This window comes from Pseudomonas sp. H2_A10 (assembly GCF_054680085.1).
The window spans coordinates 2,216,182-2,236,929 of record NZ_CP162821.1; the positions used below are offsets into that span (position 1 = coordinate 2,216,182).

Sequence of the window (20,748 nt, forward strand, 5' to 3'; positions counted from 1 at the left end):
TTGGGTGGCACTGTGAAGATATTCAGGACCGTGGCACATGCATGAGCAACCGCTGCAACGCTTTTTCAAATCCCTGCGCGAGCGTCCGGTGTTTGCCTGGGAGCGCTTTCAGATGCGCGACGTGTTGGTGATCGACCATCCGCTGTGCCAGGCGGTGTTCAGTCGTCAGGGCGCGCAACTGCTGCATTTTCAGCCCCGTGGCCAGAAACCATGGCTGTGGTGCGCGGCCAAGTGGCCGCAAGTCGGTGCCATACGGGGTGGCGTGCCGGTGTGCTGGCCGTGGTATGGCCGCCACCCCAGCGAGAATGCCTGGCCGTCCCATGGTTGGGCGCGCTTGATCGACTGGAAACTGCTCGACAGCAGCACCGACGACGAAGGCGTGCGCCTGCACTGGCAATTGCAGCTGTGCGATTGGCAGGTGGACTTGCATGCGCACCTGGGCGAAACCCTGGAGCTGCGCCTGAGCACCGAGCATCAGGACGAGTTGCCGTGCCAGTTGAGCCATGCTTTGCACGCTTACTGGCGTATTGGTCACGTCGACGAGATAGCGCTGTCTGGGCTCGACGGCGCTCAAGGTTATGACCAGCTCAATCGTCAGGCTTGCCAGCAGGAAGGCGAATTGCGGGTGGACGGTGGGTGCCAGCGGGTATTCCAGCATGAGGGTGAGTTACACCTCAAGGACCACGCCTGGCAGCGCGAACTGTGTATCGACACCGGCGACAGCGCTGACACCGTGGTATGGCATCCTGGCAGCCGGCCGCTGTTGGGCGTCAGTTTCAACGAGGCGTCGGGGTTTGTGTGCGTGGAGTCGGCGATGGCCGGTGCCAGTTTGGCGCCGGGGGAGAGGGCGCACCTGAGTTTGCAGGCGAGAGCGGGGGTTTAGCGGTGCGACGATTCGACTTGCCCCCGATAGGGCCAGTGAAGCCAACACACAGGCCGGCTTAGTTGAACTCATCCCCAACCGGATACCGGCTGTCATTCAAACTCTCTTTGATCTTGCGCAAATGCGGCTGGAAATCCACCCCGCGACGCAAGGTCATGCCGGTGGCCAGCACGTCCAGTACCGTCAGCTGGATGATCCGCGAAGTCATCGGCATGTAGATGTCGGTGTCTTCCGGCAACGGAATATTCAGGCTCACTGTACTAGCCTTGGCCAGCGGCGAGTTCTCGGCGGTCACGCCCAGCACGGAGGCACCGTTTTCGCGGGCGATACGGGCTACTTCCACCAGTTCACGCGTACGCCCGGTGTAGGAAATAATCACGAACAGCTCGCCGGTATGCGCCACCGACGCGATCATGCGCTGCATCAGCACGTCGGCATGGGCGGTGACCGACAGGTTGAAGCGGAAGAATTTGTGCAAGGCATCCATCGCCACCGGGGCTGAAGCGCCCAGGCCGAAGAAGTGGATCTGCCGCGCCTGGATCAACAGGTCCACGGCCTTGCTGATAAGGGCGGGGTCCAGCGCCTGGCAGGCACTGTCCAGGGAGGCGATGGCGCTGCCGAAGATCTTCTGGGTATAGGCCTCAGGGTTATCATCGGCCTCCACGGCGCGGCTGACATAGGCCGCGCCACTGGCCAGGCTTTGCGCCAGTTGCAATTTGAGTTCAGGGTAACCGCTGACGCCGAACGAACGGCAGAAACGGTTGACCGTCGGTTCACTGACCGACGCGGCTTGGGCGAGAGCGGCGATAGAGAAGCGGGTCGCCTGCTGCGGGTTGAGCAGGATGACCTCGGCGACTTTTTTCTCGGCCTTGTTCAATTCTTCGAGGCGGTTCCGGATCTGTTCCAGAAGATTTCGCACGCGGTCCATTCAGTCTTTCCTTCGGGCGACGATGCAAATAAAGGGCGGCAGCCAATCGACGAGTGGCTTTTCGCGGTGGCCTATCCTACTGAGGGTAGCTGAACACCACCACTCGGAATGCGCATTTCGGCAAAATGTTGTGGTTATTACTACATTTTTCCTTGAGTGATACCTTGGAAAAAGGTATTTGTAGCTTAACTTGATAAAAGAACAAACATCATGCCTTTGATAACCGTAGAACCCTGCACCTTTGCCCTGTTTGGCGCCTTGGGTGATCTGGCGCTGCGCAAGTTATTTCCTGCCCTCTATCAACTCGATGGCGCCGGGCTGCTGCACGACGATACGCGCATCCTGGCCCTGGCCCGTGAAGCCGGCTCCGAGCAACAGCACCTGGCCCATATCGAAAAAGAACTGCGCAAATACGTCGGCAAAGAACTGGAAGAGACCATCGCCCAGCGGTTCCTGGCGCGCCTGACCTACGTACACGTCGACTTCATGAAGGCCGACGATTATGTGGCCTTGGCCGAAATAGCCGGCACCGAGCAATGCCTGATCGCCTACTTCGCCACGCCAGCGGCGGTGTACGGGGCGATCTGCGAGAACCTGTCCAAGGTCGGCCTGGCGCAAAACACCCGCGTCGTGCTGGAAAAGCCCATCGGTTCGGACCTGGAGTCCTCGCGCAAGGTCAACGACGCCGTGGCGCAGTTCTTTGCGGAGAACCGCACCTACCGCATCGACCACTACCTTGGCAAAGAGACCGTCCAGAACCTCATTGCCCTGCGGTTCGCCAATAGCCTGTTCGAAACCCAGTGGAACCAGAACTACATTTCCCACGTGGAAATCACCGTGGCCGAGCAGGTCGGTATCGAAGGCCGTTGGGGTTATTTCGACAAGGCCGGCCAACTGCGCGACATGATCCAGAACCACCTGCTGCAACTGCTTTGCCTGATTGCCATGGACCCGCCGGCCGACTTGTCCGCCGACAGTATCCGTGACGAGAAGGTCAAGGTGCTCAAGGCCCTGGCGCCCATAAGCCCGGATGGCCTGACCACCCAGGTGGTACGCGGCCAGTACATCGCCGGCTACAGCGCCGGCAAACCGGTGCCGGGTTACCTGGAAGAAGAGAATTCCAATACCCAGAGCGACACCGAAACCTTCGTCGCGCTGCGGGCCGATATCCGTAACTGGCGTTGGGCCGGGGTGCCGTTCTACCTGCGTACCGGCAAACGCATGCCGCAAAAACTGTCGCAGATCGTTATCCACTTCAAGGAACCGTCCCACTACATCTTCGCCCCCGAGCAGCGCTTGCAGATCAGCAACAAACTGATCATTCGCCTGCAGCCGGATGAAGGTATCTCCTTGCGTGTAATGACCAAGGAACAGGGCCTGGACAAGGGCATGCAACTGCGCAGCGGCCCACTGCAACTGAATTTTTCCGACACTTATCGCAGCGCGCGCATCCCCGATGCGTACGAGCGTTTGCTGTTGGAAGTGATGCGCGGTAATCAGAACCTGTTTGTTCGCAAAGATGAAATCGAAGCCGCGTGGAAATGGTGTGACCAGTTGATCGCCGGGTGGAAGAAATCCGGTGACGCGCCCAAGCCGTATGCGGCGGGGTCTTGGGGGCCGATGAGCTCCATTGCACTGATCACGCGGGATGGGAGGTCGTGGTATGGCGATATCTGAATTGAAACTGCCTCAGGGCGTAACGGCCCATGAGTACCGTTCGCCGGTGCTGCTGGCGGAGGGCCTGGCCAATGACGTGGCCGAGCAATTGCGCGTGGCCATCAGCGCCCGTGGCGAAGCGACCCTGGTGGTGTCCGGTGGCCGCAGCCCCGTGGCGTTTTTCCAGAACCTGGCCAAGCAAGGCCTGGACTGGTCAAAGGTCACCATTACCCTGGCCGATGAACGCTGGGTGCCGGTGGAGCACGCCGACAGCAATGCCGGTTTGTTGAAGCAGCACCTGTTGCAAGGCCCGGCGGCCAAGGCCAGGTTTTTGAGCTTGTACAGCGCGACGCCAACCCTTGAAGACGCTGCCGAGCAGGCCGATCGCCTGCTGGCCGAACTGCCGGCCATTGATGTGCTGGTGCTGGGCATGGGCGATGACGGCCACACCGCTTCGCTGTTTCCCAACAGCCCGAACCTCGCCGAAGCGCTGAAGGCCGACGGTACCCGCCGTTGCTGGCCGATGCTGGCGCCGACCGTGCCGCATCAGCGCCTGACCATGAGTCGCGCGTTGCTGGCCACGGCCAATTACACCGTGCTGTCGATTTCCGGCAGTTCGAAGTTGACCACCTTGAGCGCGGCCCTGGCCAGTGACGATGTTGCGGCCATGCCGATTCGCGCGTTTTTGCAACCTACATTAGAGATTTACTGGTGCCCATGAGCCAAGGATCAGCCGCTATGAAAAGCCCACAACCGACCGTGTCCATGGCGGATAAAGTTGCCCTGATCGACAGCCTCTGCGCCAAGGCGCGGATCCTGCCGGTGATCACCATCGCCCGTGAACAGGACATTTTGCCGCTGGCCGATGCCCTGGCAGCCGGTGGCTTGACCGCATTGGAAGTGACCCTGCGTTCCGAGTTCGGCCTCAAGGCCATCCAGGTGTTGCGTGAGCAGCGCCCGGAACTGTGCACCGGTGCCGGCACTGTGCTCGACCGCCATATGCTCGAAGCGGCTGAAGTGGCAGGCTCGCAATTTATCGTCACCCCCGGCATCACCCGCGACTTGCTGGAAGCCTCGGTACACAGCCCGATCCCATTACTGCCGGGCATCAGCAATGCCTCCGGAATCATGGAAGGCTATGGCCTGGGCTACCGCCGCTTCAAGCTGTTCCCGGCCGAAGTCAGCGGCGGCGTTGCCGCAATCAAGGCCCTGGGCGGCCCGTTCGGCGAAGTGAAGTTCTGCCCGACCGGCGGCGTCGGCCCGGCCAATATCAAAAGCTACATGGCGTTGAAAAACGTGATGTGCGTGGGCGGTAGCTGGATGCTGGACCCGGAGTGGGTCAAGAACGGCGACTGGGCCCGCATCCAGGAAGTCACCGCACAGGCGCTGGCGCTGCTCGATTGAGCTGATTTATCGAATCGTTGTTGCTGTGCTTAACGGCATTTTTGCGGTGCACTTGGTCGGTGTACCGCTTTTTTTTGCCTGTAAAAAATCGCGACAGCGCCACAAAACCGAAGGTGGGAAGGGGCGAGCCCCTCCCACATTTTCAGCGTGTGTTTAGCTGGGTAATGGCGTCGACCAGCACACTCATGTCTGCCGCCGATGTCAGCAACCCCGGCGTCACCCGAATGCAGGTACCGAACGCCGCTCCTGTTCGCGTCGTGGTAAACAGGCCGTACTCCTTGAGCAACCGATCCACCATGACTGGCTGATCGCGCCCCATGAACTTGAACGCGGTGATCCCGCAATAAAGCCGCGGATCATCCGACGTCAGCACCTCGATCCCTTCCAACGGCCGTACCCGGCTCACCCAAAGGTCGCGCAGGTAATTGACCCGCGCCCCCTTGGCCGCCGCGCCGCCCAATGCCCGATGTTCTTCAAACACCAGCGGAAGGGTCATCAGCGCCGGAAAATTCGGCGTGCTGTAGGACGTACGTGCGCGTACATCGGTGGCGGGGTAGTGGAACTCGCCCATATCCGGGTCGATATCGGCCAAGCGCTCGGGAGCGATATAGAGAAAGCCGAGCGTCAGCGGCGCGCCAATCCACTTGTGCAGGTTGAAGCCGGCGAACTGGATACCCAAGTCGGCCAGGTTGAACTCGATTTGGCCCAGGGCGTGGGCACCGTCGAGGATCACATCGATGCCATGCTCGCGAGCGGCCTTGGCAATCGCCGCAACCGGCATTACCAGACCGGTGCGGTGGGTGACGTGGGTCAGCGCCATCAGCTTTAAACGCGGGTGCTGGGCGAAGGCATCGCGATACGTCTGCACCAGGCTGTCGAAACTCGCCGGGTGCGTGTGGGACAGTTCGACTACTTCGACCCCGCGAACATCCGTCAGCCAGCGCATGGCGCCTTTGACCGTGTCGTACTCCAGGTCACTGATCAACACTTGGTCGCCCGGTTGCAGACGGTTGTAGTTGCGGATCAGCGACTGCAAGGCTTCGGTGGCATTGCGCGTGAAGGCGACGGACTCCGGGTCGACATCGATCAACCCGGCCAGTTGGCGTCGGATCTCGACGTTTTCGCCGGTCTCGAAGCGTTGGCGCACGTGCAGCGAATTGCTGCGGTTGATAAACGCGACGTGGTCCAGGTACTGCGCCTGCACCGGACGGCTCATGCGCCCGAAGTAGCCGTTTTCCAGATTGATCGGGCCCGGTTCCACGTCATAGCACCGGGCGATGGCCTGCCAGTGATCTTCGTTATCTGCGTTCCTTGGCATGGCGGGGCTCTTAGTCAATGGCGAGGGGCTGGTTTGCCGTGTTTCGCGCGTAGCGGTTCAAGTAATTCGGCCAGGCCGTTGTGGTCGATTTCCTGCATCAACGCCAGCAAACCACCCAGCTCGCCGTGGGGGAAACCTTCGCGGGCAAACCAGTTCAGGTAAGGCCCCGGCAGGTCGGCGATGATCCGGCCCTTGTATTTGCCGAAGGGCATTTGGCGGGTGATCAGTAGTTCGAGTTTTTCGGGGTTCATGGGGATCGGCCGCTTGCGTCGAGACCTTGGAAAATACAGGCATTCTGCATGAAGGCCAAATGACAGATCATGCAAATAACGTACATACAGATGGTTCAATAATTCATAACTTATTGAAAATTAAAAGGAAAATAATTTTTCAAAACCTGGCATGAGCGCTGCAATCATCTAGGCAACCTTCCTCAACCCACATAAGGAATTGAAAAATGACTGACATCAATAAAGAATCGATCTCTGTACTCAACGACCTGATCGAGACCAGCATCGACGGCCAGAAGGGTTTCAAGGAATGTGCCGAAGACATCAAGCACCCAGAACTCAAAGCGCTGTTCGCCAAGCGCTCCGCTGATTGCGCGACTGCCGCTGCCGAACTGAAAACCGCTGTGCGTGCATTGGGTGGTGATCCGGAAGATTCCGGCAGCGTCGCCGGCGCACTGCACCGTGGCTGGGTCGACGTGAAGTCGATGGTGACCGGCAAAGACGAAGAGGCTGTGCTGAACGAAGCCGAGCGCGGTGAAGACCATGCACTCAAGGCTTACCGTGAAGCGATCGAGAAGATCAACCAGCACAACCTGCTGGGCATTCGTGACCTGGTTGAGCGCCAGTACCATGGCGCACAGCGCAACCATGATCAGGTAAAAGCCCTGCGTAACCAGGCACGCGCTCAGTCGTAAGCCCTACGCAGTAAAAAAATGTGGGAGGGGGCTTGCCCCCGATGGCAGTGGTTCAGTCACCGATAAAGTGCCTGACCTACCGCGATCGGGAGCAAGCCGCCTCCCACATTTGTTGTGTGTTGATGATGAAAGTGCAATCAACCAATGCTGATCGGCGGCAGTTCGGTCAGGGTCACGACTTGCTGCTTGCGTGGCGCGAGGATCTCGGCCTCGCCATCCACTACCAGCTCATCGCGCTGGTTGAACACACGGGTGGCGATGCGTACGCGAAACTTCGGCAGTTTTTCAAGGATTTCCAGGCGCACGGTCAGGGTGTCGCCGATCTTGACCGGTTTTTGAAAGCTCATCTGCTGGCCAATATAGATGGTGCCCGGCCCAGGCAGCTCGCAGGCCACGGCTGCACTGATCAACGCGCCGCTGAACATGCCATGGGCGATACGCTCCTTGAACAGGGTGGCCTTGGCGTATTCGGCATCCAGGTGCACCGGGTTGTGGTCGCCGGACATGGCGGCGAACAACTGGATATCGCGCTCTTCGACGGTCTTGCTGTAGCTGGCGGTCTGGCCGACTTCGAGGGCTTCGTAAGGGGTATTGGTTACCTGGGTCATCTAAAGGTGCATCCTGTGGCTAATCGGTAATTTAACAGGCTGATTTTTAAGCGGAATTTATTCGCAATGGACCGGCCTGCGCAGGGTCAGGGCCTGGTCGAGCCACGTCAGCACATCCGCGGTGACTTCATCGCGGTTGGTTTCGTTGAACACTTCGTGACGCGCCTGCGGGTAGATATTGAGTTGCAAATGCTGACAGCCGGCCTCACGCAGGGCGGTGGCCAGACTGTTGAGACGCTTGCCCTCACTCACCGGATCACATTCGCCGCCTATGACCAGGATCGGCAGGCCCGGATCGATCTGCGCGAGGTTGGACGCTTTGCTGATTTGCTGCAAGCCGCCGAGCAAATCGACCCACAGTTGGTTGGTGCAGCGAAAACCGCAAAGCGGGTCATTGATGTACTTGTCCACCTCTGCGGGGTCGCGGCTGAGCCAGTCGAACGCCGTGCGGTTGGGCTTGAACGCTTTGTTGAACGAGCCGAACGACAGGAACTCGATCAGCGCGCTGCGACCGCGCAAACCCTGGCGCACACGCTCGGCGCGGGCGATCACGCGGGCGGCGCGGTATAGCGCCACCGGCTGGAAATTCGACCCACTGAGAATCGCCCCGTGCAGGCTGGCGCTGTGGTGCAACAGGTAGGCCTGGGCGATGTAGCTGCCCATGCTGTGGCCCAACAATATGATCGGCAACCCTGGGTGCTGCTGGCCAATGTGCTGGTTGAGACTCGCCAGGTCGCCCACCACTTTGTTCCAGCCATCCTCCTCGGCGTACAACCCCAGCGTGCCTTCATCGGCGGTGCGGCCGTGGCCACGCTGGTCCGGCGCATACACACCATAGCCGGCGGCGCACAGGGCCTTGGCCAACCGCGCATAGCGCCCGCTGTGCTCGGCCATGCCGTGGGACAGCATGACCACCGCATGGGCCGGCTCGTCGGGCATCCATTGATTGACGTACAGGCGGCTGTGGTCATTCGCGGTCAGCCAGTGGGTGCTGTGGTTCATGACGCGTCCTTTCTTCAAGGTTGCTCGGGGGTCGTTGCAGTGTATAGCTCATCTGCCAGAGGGCGGGGTATCTGCCTACGCGTCAGGGACAAGATTCATACAATCAATGACACGATTGAGTGTATTTGCCTGTTTGGCTATAGCTGCTAACGTCCCCAAAGCTCCGCTTTTTATAAGCGGCCGGACACCTTCAGGTACAGAGGACAAGAATAATGCAACCTGATTTCTGGAATGACAAACGCGCGGCGGGGGTTCCCAATGCCATCGACCTCTCGGCCTACAAGTCGGTGATCGAGGTCTTCGAGCGTTCCTGCAAGACCTTTGCCGACCGTCCGGCGTTCAGCAACATGGGCATTACCCTGACCTACGCCGAGCTTGAACGCCAGAGTGCGGCGTTCGCCGGCTACCTGCAACAGCACACCGACCTCAAGCCCGGCGAGCGCATCGCCGTGCAAATGCCCAACGTGCTGCATTACCCGATTGCCGTGTTCGGCGCCCTGCGCGCCGGCCTGATCGTGGTCAACACTAACCCGCTGTACACCCCGCGCGAGATGCGCCACCAGTTCAAGGACGCCGGCGTGCGTGCGCTGGTCTACCTCAACCTGTTCGGTTCGCGGGTACAGGAGGTGTGCAACGATACCGAGATCGACTACCTGATCGAGGCCAGGATGGGCGACTTCATGCCCGCCGCCAAAGGCTGGCTGATCAATACCGTGGTCGACAAGGTGAAGAAAATGGTCCCCGCCTATCACCTGCCGCGCGCGGTGTCGTTCAAGCGCGCGCTGCGCATGGGCGCCGGCCTGGGCGTAACGCGCCATCCGGTGAGCCTGGATGACATCGCCGTGCTGCAATACACCGGCGGCACCACCGGCCTGGCCAAGGGCGCGATGCTCACCCATGGCAACCTGGTGGCGAACATGCAGCAGGTGCGTGCCTGCATGTCGCAAACCGGCGAGGACGGCCACCCGCTGATCAAGGAAGGGCAGGAGGTGATGATCGCGCCGCTGCCGCTTTACCATATCTACGCCTTCACCGCCAATTGCATGTGCATGATGGTCTCGGGCAACCACAACGTGCTCATCACCAACCCCCGGGACATCGGCGGGTTTATCAAGGAGCTGAAAAAGTGGCGCTTTACCGGGCTGCTGGGGCTCAACACGCTGTTTGTGGCGTTGATGGACCACCCCGACTTCAAGAGCCTGGATTTCTCCCACCTCAAACTCACCAACTCCGGCGGCACCGCACTGATCAAGGCCACGGCCGAGCGCTGGGAGCAACTGACCGGCTGTGCGATTGGCGAGGGCTACGGCCTGACGGAAACCTCGCCCGTGGCGAGTACCAACCCCTATGGCAACAAATCGCGCCTCGGCACCGTGGGCATTCCGGTGCCGGCCACCGCGATGAAGGTGATTGATGATGATGGCGTCGAGTTGCCCCTGGGTGAACGCGGCGAGTTGTGCATCAAGGGGCCGCAGGTGATGAAGGGCTACTGGCAGCAGCCGGCCGCCACCGCCGAGGCTCTGGACGCGGAAGGCTGGCTCAGGACTGGCGATATCGCGGTGATTGATGAGGATGGTTTTGTACGGATTGTCGATCGCAAGAAAGACCTGATCATCGTCTCCGGTTTCAATGTGTACCCCAATGAAATCGAAGACGTGGTGATGGCTCACCCGGGGGTGGCCAACTGTGCGGTGATCGGCGTGCCGGACGAACGCACGGGCGAGGCGGTGAAGCTGTTCGTGGTGGCGCGTGCCGAAGGCGTGAGCCTTGAAGAGCTCAAGAGTTACTGCAAGGCCAACTTCACGGGCTATAAGGTACCCAAGCAGATTGTGCTGCGCGATTCGTTGCCGATGACGCCGGTAGGGAAAATTTTGCGGCGTGAGCTGCGCGACATCGCCTGAGTTGAAATAGATTCAAAATGTGGGAGAGGGCTTGCTCCCGATGGCGGCGTTCAGTCACCAACTGTGTGACTGACCCACTGCCATCGGGAGCAAGCCCCCTCCCACATGTGTTTTATGTTGTGCTGAAAGCCTTATTCCAGAGCCTCTCGCTGAGGCATTTCGGCTTTGTTTAAAGTGTGACCAAATATTGTAGGACAGTCATGATAGTGACTGTGGGGCCCTCGTTTGGCTCTAGTCGGCCCTTGGCAAAGCTGCTACTCTCGGCGCGCTTTGTGACGTCTAGGCCTGCTTGAAAGCGCCAGATTCACCTTAAAAAAACATACACCAATAATAATCGCATCAAATGCGATGATGAATTCGCGTCGCTGAGGAGTGGGCTTTCCATGCACGAAGACTTTTGGAAGGATAAGTACCCCGCCGGGATTGCTGCAGACATCAATCCAGACGAGTATCCAAATATTCAGGCGGTACTGAAGCAGTCCTGCCAGCGCTTCGCCAACAAACCGGCTTTCAGCAACCTGGGCAAGACAATCACCTACGGTGAGTTGTACGAATTGTCCGGCGCCTTCGCCGCGTACCTGCAACAGCACACCGACTTGAAGCCCGGCGACCGAATCGCCGTGCAACTGCCCAACGTCCTGCAATATCCCGTCGCCGTGTTCGGTGCCATCCGTGCCGGCCTGATCGTGGTCAACACCAACCCGCTGTACACCGCGCGGGAAATGGAACACCAATTCAACGACTCCGGCGCCAAGGCCCTGGTCTGCCTGGCCAACATGGCGCATCTGGCGGAAAAGGTCGTGCCCAAGACCGCCGTCAAGCACGTGATTGTCACCGAAGTCGCCGACCTGCTGCCGCCGCTCAAGCGCCTGCTGATCAACAGTGTCATCAAGTACGTGAAGAAAATGGTCCCGGCGTACCACTTGCCGCACGCGATCAAGTTCAACGATGTGCTCGCCAAAGGCCATGGCCAGCCGGTCAGCGATGCCAGCCCGGCCAGCAGCGAAGTGGCGGTGCTGCAATACACCGGCGGCACCACCGGCGTGGCCAAGGGTGCGATGCTCACCCACCGCAACCTGGTCGCCAACATGTTGCAGTGCAAGGCACTGATGGGCTCCAACCTCAACGAAGGTTGCGAGATCCTGATCACGCCGCTGCCGCTGTATCACATCTATGCTTTCACCTTTCATTGCATGGCGATGATGCTAATCGGCAACCACAACATCCTGATCAGCAACCCGCGTGACTTGCCGGCGATGGTCAAGGAACTGTCCAAGTGGAAGTTCAGTGGCTTTGTCGGCCTTAACACGCTGTTTGTGGCGCTGTGCAACAACGAAGCCTTTCGCAAGCTGGATTTCTCCGCGCTCAAGGTCACCCTGTCGGGCGGCATGGCCCTGCAACTGGCGGCCGCCGAACGCTGGAAAGCCGTGACCGGCTGTGGCATCTGCGAAGGCTACGGCATGACCGAAACCAGCCCGGTGGCCACGGTCAACCCGATCCAGCATATCCAGCTTGGCACCATCGGCATTCCGGTGCCCTCGACCCTGTGCAAGGTCATCACCGATGACGGCGTCGAGTTGGCCCTGGGGGAAGTCGGCGAGTTGTGCGTCAAGGGCCCGCAGGTGATGAAAGGCTACTGGCAGCGCCAGGACGCCACCGACGAGATGCTCGACAGCGAAGGCTGGCTGAAGACCGGTGATATCGCGATCATCCAGCCGGATGGCTACATGCGCATTGTCGACCGCAAGAAGGACATGATCCTGGTCTCGGGCTTCAACGTGTACCCCAACGAGCTGGAAGACGTACTGGCCACCCTGCCGGGCGTGCTGCAATGCGCGGCCATTGGTGTGCCGGACGAAAAGTCCGGGGAGCACATCAAGATCTTCATCGTGGTCAAGCCGGGCGCCACCCTGACCAAGGAGCAGGTGATGGAACACATGCGCGCCAACGTCACCGGCTACAAGGTGCCCAAGGCCGTGGAGTTCCGCGATGCGCTGCCGACCACCAACGTGGGCAAGATCCTGCGGCGTGAGTTGCGTGATGAAGAGTTGAAGAAACTCGGCCTTAAAAAGTAACCCGGTCCAAATGTGGGAGGGACGGTGCGCCCCTCCCACATTTTTTGTCCTGTGTGCTTACAGAGCGAACTGCGCGAAGCTCACACCCGCACCCGCCGGGCGTACATCCTTCAAGAACGAATCCTTGTCCGCGCTCAGCTCCAGGGTGATCTCCGGGCTGCGCTTGCCCGCGTTACGCACCACCAAGCCTTCGAGCTTCTCACGCAGGAACGCCGTCGGCACCTTCAGGTGCAGCAACTGGTCGGACTCGGCGTTGTGCATCAACAGGTGAATCCACTCGTACTGGCCGACGGCAATACGGCCTACCGGCAGGTCGAACCACCAGATGTTGCGTTTGCGGTCCAGGTCGGTGAAGTGGCAGTTGTTGACGCCGAGTACGGCACCGCCCAATTCCTGGTTTCTGCGGGCGATGGCCTGTGCTTTATTGAGTTTCATAACCTTCCTACGGGATCTGTTATTCAGCGTTATAGCCTGAATGTGCCGGGCATTCTCGTGGGTTGGCCACAAAACATAAAGCCAAACCTGCCGCTTTCGATGAAATGCCTGCCGCAAAATAATTGAAACTCTGTCGAACGGCCTCGGGTCAATCGCTACGCAATGACCAAAACCTTTGATTGTTCCTTCGGAGAAATACCATGAGCAGCACATCGGATAAGGCAAAAGGTTTGGCGAACGAAGCAGCTGGCAACATCAAGCAAGGCGTCGGCAAAGTCACCGGCAACGACAAGCTGCGCGCGGAAGGTGTGATCCAGGAGAAGAAAGGCGAAGTGCAGCAAGCGGTCGGCGATACCAAAGATGCGGTAAAAAAAGCCACCCGGTAAATCGATATGCCGGCGGTCTTGATGCAGCGCTGCGGCCATCCACGGATGGCCGTTTTTGTATCGGTTACTGCAACTAAACTTTCGAAATTGTTTCAAAGTCGCCAAATGGGCTACTTTGATGTAGAAAACGGCCCCTGAGTCGCCCACGACCTCACCCTCTTTGCGGCGAAAGGAGACGCTATGATCTTTCCGGTTCTCGATGGTCTCAAGCTGCACAAGGTTCTGGCGCGCACCGTCAAGGAATTCGTCGATGACGAGATGTCCACCTACGCTTCGGCACTGGCCTACCAGATGCTGTTTTCGCTGTTTCCCTTCCTGCTGTTCCTGATTGCCCTGATCGGTTTCCTGCACTTGCCGGACTTTTTCAGTTGGCTGCGCCTGCAGTCGGAGCTGGTATTGCCGCCCCAGGCCCTGGAGCAGGTCAACCCGGTGATCGACCAGTTGCAACAGTCCAAGGGCGGCCTGCTTTCGGTGGGTATCGTGATTGCGTTGTGGACCGCTTCAGCCGGCGTGCGCCTGATGATGAGCGCGATGAACGCCGCCTACGATGTGGTGGAAGGCCGGCCGATCTGGAAGCGTTTCCCGCTGTCGATTTTCTACACCGTCGGCATCGCCGGCATGCTGCTGGCCGCCGCCGCGCTGATGGTGCTCGGCCCGCAGGTGATGGAGTGGCTGGCCGGGCAGATCGGCATGCAGGAGTTCGTGGTTACCCTGTGGACCATCGTGCGCTGGCCGCTGATCGTGATTCTGCTGATGTTCGCCGTGGCCCTCATGTACTACGTGATGCCCGATGTGGAGCAGCAATTCCGCTTTATCACCCCAGGCTCGGTGTTGGCGGTGGTGGTGTGGATCGTCGCGTCGCTGGGCTTTGGTTATTACGTCAAAACCTTTGCCGACTACAACGCCATGTATGGCAGTATCGGCGCGATCATTGTGCTGCTGCTGTACTTCTACATTTCGGCCGCCGTGCTGCTGCTCGGTGCCGAGATGAATGCAGTGATCGAGCACATGTCGGCCGAAGGCAAGGCGCCCGGCGCGAAGGGGATCGATGAGCCCGCGCAAGAAAAACAGCATGTCTCCGGTCTCGGCCGGGACCACTCCAAACCCACCCCCGTCGAGCCTGATCAATGATCCGTGACATCCTGAAAATGGGCGACGAACGCCTGCTGCGCATCGCCCCTGCGGTTCCGCCGGAAATGTTCGACAGCCCCGAGCTGTGGCAATTGATCGACGACATGTTCCAGACCATGGAGCATGTCGGTGGCGTAGGCCTGGCCGCGCCGCAGATCGGCGTGGACCTGCAATTGGTGATCTTTGGCTTCGAAGCCAGCGAACGTTACCCGGATGCACCGCCGGTACCGCAGACCATCCTGATCAACCCGCTGATCACGCCGCTCAGCCCGGTGTTGGAAGAGGGCTATGAAGGCTGCCTTTCCGTGCCGGGGTTACGCGGCGCGGTGAACCGTTACCAGCAGATTCGCTATGAGGGGTTTGACCCGAAGGGCGAGCCGATTGTGCGTTTTGCCGACGGTTTCCATGCGCGGGTGGTGCAGCATGAATGCGATCACCTGATCGGTCGGTTGTACCCGTCGCGGATTACCGATTTCAGCAAGTTCGGATTTATCGAGGTGATGTTCCCGGACATGGATCCGACGGCCGACGAATAACGTCCACACCGATCAAACGGGTGGAGGGCTTGCCTCGCTACCCTGGTTATTGCAAACCCATCGCAATCATTGGCTTATTACGCTTGTAGCGCACCAACCGCTCACTTAGCGACTGCGGCAGCACGGTGTCCTGGGAAAACCCCATGCGCTGATACAAGCCTTCCAGATCCGGATGGCACAGCAGCCACACCGTGCCGTCCACCCCGGCGACCGCCTGTTGAATCAACCGCGTCGCCAGCCCCTGGCCGCGATAGGCCGGGTCGACGAACATCCCCGTCAGCCACTGCCCACCCACCACGGGGCTCAGGCACAGCCCGGCCACAATTTCTGTATCCCGCACAACCCATAGTCGTCCACCCTTGAGGGCTTTCATCGAAGAGTCATGGCGGCGATAAAACTTGTTCAGCAGCGGCCACAGGGGCTCTGCCAGCAGATCAATGGGCAACTCGGGCATGGTGTTCAAGCACGCGTTATGAAGAGCCGGCGATTATAAGCGCCTTCTGCCGGGTAATAGGTGGTATACCCAATGCTGCATCCCCTTACAGTGGAGTACGCAGCATGGCCAAAGGTATGGATTCAAAGAAAGCCTCGAAGAAAAAACCGGCAAAGACCGCCGATGAAAAACGTGCCGACAAAAAAGCCAAGAAGACCGAAACCGGGCTGTTCGGGCACTGATCACCTTAGCTTCAGCGGTTTTCAGCGGCCAACGCGGCAATCACCGTTGGCCGTGCACTTACCCGTTGTTGAAACGCTGCCAGCGCCGGCCACTCGCGCAGATTGATCGCGTGAATGTCGGCCCAGCGCAGCACCACGAACAAATACACATCCGCTACCGAAAACTGTGAACCCATCAAGTAGTCCTGCCGCTCCAGCGTCTGTACCAGAATCGCAAAGCGCTTGAATAGCGTGGCCATGAACATCGCCTTGATGTCACCTTGGATCGCGCTGTTGAAGAACACCGCTAACCCGCCATGCACTTCGCTGGCAATGAAGTTCAGCCATTCCTGCAAGCGCACGCGCTCCCAGCTGCCATTGGCCGGGGCCAACTCAGCGTCGGGTTTGAGGTCGGCGAGGTATTGCAGGATGGCGCTGGCTTCGGTCAGCACCTGACCATTGTCCAGTTGCAGCGCCGCCACATAACCCTTGGGATTGATCTGCAAGAAATCTTCGCCATCGGCGGTGGTTTTTGCCTGGTTGTCGACTCGCACCAGGTCAAAGGGCAGCGCCAATTCGCGCAGCACGATATGCGGGGCGAGGGAGCAGGCGTTTGGAGAAAAGTACAGTTTCATCAGGGGGCGGCTCCGCAGAATTTGCGCCAGTCTCGCGGGCATGCCACCGTGGGTAAAATTAAACCTTCAGCGCCCTGCCATAAGGACAGCGACTGCCATGATGAATCTGATGCACTGGCGCCTTCTGGTGGCCGTGGCCGACCACGGCAGCATCACCGCCGCCGCCGAGCGCGTGGGCATGACCCAATCCGCCGCCAGCCAGGCCATGGCCGGCATGGAGGCGGCCCTGGGCGCGCAACTGTTCACCCGAGCCCCGCGCAACACCTTGCCCACTGCCCTGGGATTGAGCGTGATCGAACAGGCGCGGGTGATGCTGGGCGCCTTGCAGACGATTCGCCGCACTGTGGATCATGCCCGGCCGATGCTGCGTGGGAGCATTCGTATCGCCAGTTTCCCGAGTGTGCTGGCTAAGTTTCTAACGCCGCAGTTGCAGCGTTTCGCCCAGTTGTATCCAGGTATCGAGGTCACTCCCCTTGAAGTGACCGACAGCGAAGTGGACACCTTGCTCGGAGGCCGGCCTGATTGACTTGGGCGTGGTGCTCAACCCCCAGCCTGAGCGCAATGCCACATTGCTGGGGCGTGACCTGTGGCTGGCAGTATTGCCCGCGGACCATGCACTGGCACAGCGCCCCTCTGAGGCCAGCGTGTCGCTGGAAGAATTACTTCAACAACCCTTTGTACTCGCCACCGGCGGCTGCACCGCCAATGCCCGCAGCCTTGGCGCCGAGGCCGGGCTGGCGCTGGGCGATATCCGCGTGCAAGTGCGCGAATGGAGCAGCGCCTTCAGCCTGGTGCGTGAAGGAGTGGGCGTGACCCTGGTGCCGGAAATGACCTTGCCCGTCGAGCGCCGAGGCTTGCGCGTCATGCCGTTGAAGGTGCCGGTGCATCGTGAATTTGCGCTGGTGGCAACTCCACGACGCCCGCTGTCTTCCAGTGCCAGCGCCTTGTTGCAAATGCTGGCTCAATAGCAGCCTTGCGCAAACCCCTGTCATCGTTTTGATCGCCCGCTCAAACCACACGCGTCAGGCCAGCGGCGCGGCCTAGATTGCCGCCAGGGTTTCTTTCACTGTCCGGGCCTGCGGGTCTGCCGTTTTCGCCGCTACCTGCTGCTCTTGCTGCTGCTTGAGGCGCTCGGCCACTTGCTTGGAAATAGCGTCCTGTTTTTCCTGCGACATGGTCTGCACATCCGCCTCGGTCAAGCCTTGCTCCTTGAGCAACTGCTCACGAATCCGCTCGGCCGGGGATTTGCTCATGTAGTCGGTGAACTCGGCGCGCGCGCCCGAAGCTGCCGTGGTCGACGGCACATCGCTGGTTGCTGCGCTGGCCTGTAACTGCACGCGGGTCTTGGCGAAGGCTTCATCGATACGATCGGTCGCCTTGTCCAGTTCCTTCTGCGCGGCAGGCACGGTCACGCTTTGTTGCACCGCTTGCAGGGCACCGCTGTACAGCGCGCTGGCGGCGGCGTTGGCGGGGTCCATGTCGGGCCGCTTGATCTGTTGCACGGTCGACAGGGCTTGGGTGTTGTTGTTAACCAGCATGATCGGTCACCTGGGAAAATGTACGGTGCAACCGCTGGAGCAAATAGCGTGCCGGGCATCAAAGCCCCGTGTTTGTTGGGGATGGCATGGCCGCTGCGGCAAGACTTGTGCCGCCAGCGGCCAGGCGTTGCCGTCCGACTCGGGAAAACGTCTTGCCGATTCTAGTTGTGACCGTCGAGGGCGAAGTTCTTGAAGCCCTGATGTTGCCTGAGGCGTTCGTAGTAGGCCGCGATGGCGGGGTAGGGCGGATGCTCCGGGAGTGTCATGCGCCAACGGTGCACCGAAAGGCCGATGAGGATGTCGGCCAGGGTGAACTCTTCACCGGCGACGTAGGCCTTTGTTTTCGCGAGCTGCTGCTCCAGCAGACCCATCTTGTCGTTCCAGGCCTTTACACCGGCCTTGATACGCTCCGGGTCCTGATAGTCGGGGTGCTGGCGCACCAAGGCATGGAAAGCGTAACCCCAAGACGGATTGAGTTCGGTGGCCTGCCAGTCCATCCATTGCTCCACCCGCGCCCGTGGCGCGGGTTCGGCGGGCAACAGGTCGTGGCGCTGATAGAGGCTGACGAGGTAGCGGCAGATGGTGTTGGATTCCCACAGCACGCCATGGTCGTCGATCAGCACCGGTATTTGCGCGTTGGGGTTGAGGGCGAGGAATTCGGCGGATTGGGTGGGTTTGAAGCCGATGCCCCAGTTGTCCTCGTGCGCGTAGTCGATGCCCAGTTCGTGGCAGGTCCAGAGTACTTTGCGCACATTGATGGAAGAGGTGCGGCCGAGGATTTTCAGTGAGTGTCCCATGGTGATTCCCTGGCAGTGGAGAGGGAGACAATCTAGCAGGGCCTGCACGCTACGGCGAGATGCCCAAGCGGGCACGGTAAAACAAGGGGGCTTGCTCCCGATAGCAGTGGTCCAGCTAATGAATACTTGGCTGACACGCCGTCATCGGGAGCAAGCCCCCTCCCACATTTTGACCGAGTAAAGGTCTTAACAGCGCGGAGTATGTTGGTCCATGGCTTTGCCCACCAGCAAGACGGACAGCTCGCTCAGTTGATGAATGGCCAATGCCACATCACGCTGTTTACCACTGAGGTCATTGGACAGGTCGAGCAACAAGGTGCTCACGGCAGACACGGTTTCGTAGCTGTTGATCAGCAGGGTTTCGGTGGAGGAACCAGGAGTGACAGTGAAGAGCGTATGCGTGGGGATGCTTTGCATTGTTGACGTACCTGATGTGGCTGATACCTCATCGCTACTCAACGAGGGTGGCAGCTGTACGCAGGTTAGTAGACCGGTGGACACTCAAAGCCGGCGCACCCGAAGATGCCCTACGCACAGCCGCCATAAAACAGAAAAGGCTCATGCACTAAGAGTGACCAATAGTCGGGCTACTAAACCCGATCACCGAAAAATTCAGCGACCGGCCAACCTTAAAGACCACCTCCCAGGCACACAAGCCGGCGGATTCTGACGTAAGCGTAGGCAACCGGGCAAGGGGCTTACCGCGATGTCAGCCCCGTCTTACAGGCGTCTTACGTGCTTTCCCGTACCTGCAACTCAAACCCCATATCCACCACCGGTTTGGCGATCTTGTTACCCGCCATGATCGTCAACAAATGTTCCGCCGCGCGCCGGCCAATGGCTTCCCGTGGCGTGCTGATGCTGCTCAAGCGCGGCACCATGAACGCCGACGCGGGCAAGTCGTTGAAGCCCAGCACCGCCACGCGCTCCGGCACTTTAATACCATGGCGCATCGCTTCCAGCAGGGCGCCATGGGCCAGGTCGTCGTTGCCGAAGAAGACCGCATCCACATCCGGATGCGCGGCCAGCAGTTGCAAAAACAACTCACCGCCCAGGCCCACGGAAGACGGGCGCGGCGTGAGCAGTTCCAACGCCGGGTCGTACTTGCCCGCCTGTTGCAATGCCCGGCGGAACCCTTCGCCGCGCAGCAGGGTGCGTTGGTCCAACTGGGCGCCGATATAGGCCAGGCGTTTGCGCCCACGGGACAATAAATGCGCCGCCGCTGTTTCGCCCGCGGCCAGTTGCGAGAAGCCCACGCAGTTCACGCCCGCATTCGGGTCCAGGTCCATCATGTATACGCAGGGCACGTTACTGGCCTCGACCATCCGTCGGGCGCTTTCGGTGCGATCGAACCCCGTCAGCAGCAAACCCCGAGGCTGGTAGGCCATGTAGTTGCGCAGCAGGTTTTCTTCTTCATCGCGCGAATAGTGGGAGTTGCCGATCAGCACTTCGAAGCCCTTGGGCCGCAGCACCTGGTGAATGGCTTCGAGGGTTTCGATGAACAGCAGGTTGGACAACGACGGCACCAATACCACCACCGAATGGCTCTGGGTCGAGGCCAGGGCGCGGGCGGCGGGGTTGACCACGTAGTTGAGTTCGGCGGCGGCGTGCTGCACTTTTTCGACCAGCTCAACGGCCACGGTGCTGATGCCACGCAAGGCGCGGGAAGCGGTAATCGGGCTGACGCCGGCCAGGCGGGCGACTTCGTTAAGGGTCGGGCGACCCGTGGTGCGCGTATTTTTATCGTTCTTGGAGGTCATCAGGCGGCTTGCCAAACAAAAATCGAGGCACTAAGGTAGCGCTGTCTCCAAATGGCTGCAAATTATTGAACTCTGGGTTGCCTGATCCGGTTCAAATGATTGGAGCGGATGCACGCGTCACTCCATAAAAATGACAAGACGGCGCGGGAAAAGCCTGTTTTTGCACTCGCCTCAAG

At 59.8% G+C, this 20,748-nt stretch carries 22 protein-coding genes and 1 pseudogene; 11 read left to right on the forward strand and 12 right to left on the reverse strand.

What is annotated here, in order from left to right; genetic code table 11:
* The first annotated feature begins 37 nt into the window (after positions 1–37).
* Positions 38–883, forward strand: a complete 846-nt coding sequence (locus AB4O23_RS10225; protein ID WP_065876696.1) for a D-hexose-6-phosphate mutarotase — start codon at positions 38–40, stop codon at positions 881–883.
* Between the two features lie 58 nt (positions 884–941).
* Here the strand turns inward: AB4O23_RS10225 and AB4O23_RS10230 are convergent, their stop codons facing one another.
* Positions 942–1,802 carry a MurR/RpiR family transcriptional regulator gene (locus tag AB4O23_RS10230; protein WP_169875662.1) on the reverse strand — a complete coding sequence of 287 codons (861 nt, stop codon included), beginning with the start codon at positions 1,800–1,802 and terminating at the stop codon, positions 942–944.
* Between the two features lie 219 nt (positions 1,803–2,021).
* Between AB4O23_RS10230 and zwf the strand changes: the two genes are divergently transcribed.
* From zwf to AB4O23_RS10245, 3 genes are read left to right on the forward strand one after another with little or no spacing between them, the layout of a single operon-like run.
* A complete protein-coding gene (zwf, locus tag AB4O23_RS10235; RefSeq protein ID WP_065876697.1) occupies positions 2,022–3,488 on the forward strand; it encodes a glucose-6-phosphate dehydrogenase in 1,467 nt (488 codons plus the stop codon).
* On the forward strand, positions 3,475–4,188 hold the full coding sequence (gene pgl / locus AB4O23_RS10240; protein ID WP_065876698.1) for a 6-phosphogluconolactonase: 714 nt from the start codon (positions 3,475–3,477) through the stop codon (positions 4,186–4,188). Before zwf ends, pgl begins: the two co-directional genes overlap by 14 nt.
* Before the next feature lie 17 nt (positions 4,189–4,205).
* On the forward strand, positions 4,206–4,871 hold the full coding sequence (locus AB4O23_RS10245) for a bifunctional 4-hydroxy-2-oxoglutarate aldolase/2-dehydro-3-deoxy-phosphogluconate aldolase (protein WP_026067364.1): 666 nt from the start codon (positions 4,206–4,208) through the stop codon (positions 4,869–4,871).
* A 142-nt stretch (positions 4,872–5,013) separates the two neighbouring features.
* On the opposite strand, the gene AB4O23_RS10250 is transcribed toward AB4O23_RS10245, so the two are convergent.
* Together AB4O23_RS10250 and AB4O23_RS10255 are read right to left on the reverse strand one after the other, a co-directional pair.
* A complete protein-coding gene (locus AB4O23_RS10250) occupies positions 5,014–6,189 on the reverse strand; it encodes an aminotransferase class V-fold PLP-dependent enzyme (RefSeq protein WP_065876699.1) in 1,176 nt (391 codons plus the stop codon).
* A gap of 14 nt (positions 6,190–6,203) precedes the next feature.
* On the reverse strand, positions 6,204–6,440 hold the full coding sequence (locus AB4O23_RS10255) for a DUF3820 family protein (protein WP_017529145.1): 237 nt from the start codon (positions 6,438–6,440) through the stop codon (positions 6,204–6,206).
* 206 nt (positions 6,441–6,646) lie between these two features.
* Between AB4O23_RS10255 and AB4O23_RS10260 the strand changes: the two genes are divergently transcribed.
* Positions 6,647–7,114: a ferritin-like domain-containing protein gene (locus AB4O23_RS10260; protein ID WP_017529144.1), complete on the forward strand. Its 468-nt coding sequence runs from the start codon at positions 6,647–6,649 to the stop codon at positions 7,112–7,114.
* A 137-nt stretch (positions 7,115–7,251) separates the two neighbouring features.
* Here the strand turns inward: AB4O23_RS10260 and AB4O23_RS10265 are convergent, their stop codons facing one another.
* On the reverse strand, positions 7,252–7,722 hold the full coding sequence (locus tag AB4O23_RS10265; RefSeq protein ID WP_065876700.1) for a MaoC family dehydratase: 471 nt from the start codon (positions 7,720–7,722) through the stop codon (positions 7,252–7,254).
* Positions 7,723–7,779: 57 nt separating this feature from the next.
* Positions 7,780–8,724, reverse strand: coding sequence for an alpha/beta hydrolase (locus tag AB4O23_RS10270; RefSeq protein ID WP_017529142.1), 945 nt, complete (start codon positions 8,722–8,724; stop codon positions 7,780–7,782).
* Positions 8,725–8,936: 212 nt separating this feature from the next.
* Between AB4O23_RS10270 and fadD2 the strand changes: the two genes are divergently transcribed.
* Together fadD2 and fadD1 are read left to right on the forward strand one after the other, a co-directional pair.
* Positions 8,937–10,625, forward strand: coding sequence for a long-chain-fatty-acid--CoA ligase FadD2 (fadD2, locus tag AB4O23_RS10275; protein WP_068937290.1), 1,689 nt, complete (start codon positions 8,937–8,939; stop codon positions 10,623–10,625).
* A 383-nt stretch (positions 10,626–11,008) separates the two neighbouring features.
* Complete coding sequence (gene fadD1 / locus AB4O23_RS10280) at positions 11,009–12,700, forward strand: long-chain-fatty-acid--CoA ligase FadD1 (protein ID WP_017529140.1); 1,692 nt, start codon at positions 11,009–11,011, stop codon at positions 12,698–12,700.
* A 57-nt stretch (positions 12,701–12,757) separates the two neighbouring features.
* Here the strand turns inward: fadD1 and AB4O23_RS10285 are convergent, their stop codons facing one another.
* The gene (locus tag AB4O23_RS10285) at positions 12,758–13,135 is read right to left on the reverse strand and encodes a hypothetical protein (RefSeq protein ID WP_017529139.1); all 378 of its coding nucleotides are present in this window, start codon (positions 13,133–13,135) and stop codon (positions 12,758–12,760) included.
* A gap of 200 nt (positions 13,136–13,335) precedes the next feature.
* On the opposite strand from AB4O23_RS10285, the gene AB4O23_RS10290 reads away from it, so the two are divergent.
* From AB4O23_RS10290 to def, 3 genes are all read left to right on the forward strand, one after another.
* The gene (locus AB4O23_RS10290) at positions 13,336–13,521 is read left to right on the forward strand and encodes a CsbD family protein (RefSeq protein WP_017529138.1); all 186 of its coding nucleotides are present in this window, start codon (positions 13,336–13,338) and stop codon (positions 13,519–13,521) included.
* A gap of 180 nt (positions 13,522–13,701) precedes the next feature.
* Positions 13,702–14,652, forward strand: coding sequence for a YihY/virulence factor BrkB family protein (locus tag AB4O23_RS10295; protein WP_017529137.1), 951 nt, complete (start codon positions 13,702–13,704; stop codon positions 14,650–14,652).
* On the forward strand, positions 14,649–15,188 hold the full coding sequence (gene def, locus AB4O23_RS10300; protein WP_017529136.1) for a peptide deformylase: 540 nt from the start codon (positions 14,649–14,651) through the stop codon (positions 15,186–15,188). The genes AB4O23_RS10295 and def overlap by 4 nt, the downstream gene beginning before the upstream one ends.
* A 46-nt stretch (positions 15,189–15,234) precedes the next feature.
* Here the strand turns inward: def and AB4O23_RS10305 are convergent, their stop codons facing one another.
* A complete protein-coding gene (locus tag AB4O23_RS10305) occupies positions 15,235–15,642 on the reverse strand; it encodes a GNAT family N-acetyltransferase (RefSeq protein WP_068937291.1) in 408 nt (135 codons plus the stop codon).
* Between the two features lie 232 nt (positions 15,643–15,874).
* The gene (gene gstA, locus AB4O23_RS10310; protein ID WP_017529134.1) at positions 15,875–16,477 is read right to left on the reverse strand and encodes a glutathione transferase GstA; all 603 of its coding nucleotides are present in this window, start codon (positions 16,475–16,477) and stop codon (positions 15,875–15,877) included.
* 97 nt (positions 16,478–16,574) lie between these two features.
* Here gstA and AB4O23_RS10315 point away from each other — a divergent pair.
* A pseudogene (locus tag AB4O23_RS10315) lies at positions 16,575–17,445 on the forward strand (LysR family transcriptional regulator).
* 72 nt (positions 17,446–17,517) lie between these two features.
* Here the strand turns inward: AB4O23_RS10315 and AB4O23_RS10320 are convergent.
* From AB4O23_RS10320 to gntR, 4 genes are all read right to left on the reverse strand, one after another.
* Positions 17,518–18,015 carry a hypothetical protein gene (locus AB4O23_RS10320; protein WP_017529132.1) on the reverse strand — a complete coding sequence of 166 codons (498 nt, stop codon included), beginning with the start codon at positions 18,013–18,015 and terminating at the stop codon, positions 17,518–17,520.
* A gap of 161 nt (positions 18,016–18,176) precedes the next feature.
* Positions 18,177–18,812, reverse strand: coding sequence for a glutathione S-transferase family protein (locus AB4O23_RS10325; RefSeq protein WP_017529131.1), 636 nt, complete (start codon positions 18,810–18,812; stop codon positions 18,177–18,179).
* A 186-nt stretch (positions 18,813–18,998) separates the two neighbouring features.
* The gene (locus tag AB4O23_RS10330) at positions 18,999–19,229 is read right to left on the reverse strand and encodes a DUF6124 family protein (protein WP_017529130.1); all 231 of its coding nucleotides are present in this window, start codon (positions 19,227–19,229) and stop codon (positions 18,999–19,001) included.
* A 314-nt stretch (positions 19,230–19,543) separates the two neighbouring features.
* Entirely contained in the window at positions 19,544–20,575 is a 1,032-nt protein-coding gene (gene gntR, locus AB4O23_RS10335; RefSeq protein ID WP_460063924.1) for an HTH-type transcriptional regulator GntR, read from the reverse strand.
* Between the last annotated feature and the right edge of the window lie 173 nt (positions 20,576–20,748).

Coding starts and splice junctions, on each gene's coding strand:
- AB4O23_RS10225 (WP_065876696.1), top strand. CDS start 38: ATGCATGAGCAACCGCTGCAACGCTTTTTCAAATCCCTGCGCGAGCGT.
- AB4O23_RS10305 (WP_068937291.1), bottom strand. CDS start 15,642: ATGCCCGAGTTGCCCATTGATCTGCTGGCAGAGCCCCTGTGGCCGCTG.
- gstA (WP_017529134.1), bottom strand. CDS start 16,477: ATGAAACTGTACTTTTCTCCAAACGCCTGCTCCCTCGCCCCGCATATC.
- AB4O23_RS10270 (WP_017529142.1), bottom strand. CDS start 8,724: ATGAACCACAGCACCCACTGGCTGACCGCGAATGACCACAGCCGCCTG.
- AB4O23_RS10245 (WP_026067364.1), top strand. CDS start 4,206: ATGAAAAGCCCACAACCGACCGTGTCCATGGCGGATAAAGTTGCCCTG.
- AB4O23_RS10320 (WP_017529132.1), bottom strand. CDS start 18,015: ATGCTGGTTAACAACAACACCCAAGCCCTGTCGACCGTGCAACAGATC.
- fadD1 (WP_017529140.1), top strand. CDS start 11,009: ATGCACGAAGACTTTTGGAAGGATAAGTACCCCGCCGGGATTGCTGCA.
- fadD2 (WP_068937290.1), top strand. CDS start 8,937: ATGCAACCTGATTTCTGGAATGACAAACGCGCGGCGGGGGTTCCCAAT.
- AB4O23_RS10285 (WP_017529139.1), bottom strand. CDS start 13,135: ATGAAACTCAATAAAGCACAGGCCATCGCCCGCAGAAACCAGGAATTG.
- AB4O23_RS10325 (WP_017529131.1), bottom strand. CDS start 18,812: ATGGGACACTCACTGAAAATCCTCGGCCGCACCTCTTCCATCAATGTG.
- AB4O23_RS10290 (WP_017529138.1), top strand. CDS start 13,336: ATGAGCAGCACATCGGATAAGGCAAAAGGTTTGGCGAACGAAGCAGCT.
- AB4O23_RS10250 (WP_065876699.1), bottom strand. CDS start 6,189: ATGCCAAGGAACGCAGATAACGAAGATCACTGGCAGGCCATCGCCCGG.
- AB4O23_RS10295 (WP_017529137.1), top strand. CDS start 13,702: ATGATCTTTCCGGTTCTCGATGGTCTCAAGCTGCACAAGGTTCTGGCG.
- pgl (WP_065876698.1), top strand. CDS start 3,475: ATGGCGATATCTGAATTGAAACTGCCTCAGGGCGTAACGGCCCATGAG.
- AB4O23_RS10255 (WP_017529145.1), bottom strand. CDS start 6,440: ATGAACCCCGAAAAACTCGAACTACTGATCACCCGCCAAATGCCCTTC.
- AB4O23_RS10330 (WP_017529130.1), bottom strand. CDS start 19,229: ATGCAAAGCATCCCCACGCATACGCTCTTCACTGTCACTCCTGGTTCC.
- AB4O23_RS10265 (WP_065876700.1), bottom strand. CDS start 7,722: ATGACCCAGGTAACCAATACCCCTTACGAAGCCCTCGAAGTCGGCCAG.
- def (WP_017529136.1), top strand. CDS start 14,649: ATGATCCGTGACATCCTGAAAATGGGCGACGAACGCCTGCTGCGCATC.
- AB4O23_RS10260 (WP_017529144.1), top strand. CDS start 6,647: ATGACTGACATCAATAAAGAATCGATCTCTGTACTCAACGACCTGATC.
- zwf (WP_065876697.1), top strand. CDS start 2,022: ATGCCTTTGATAACCGTAGAACCCTGCACCTTTGCCCTGTTTGGCGCC.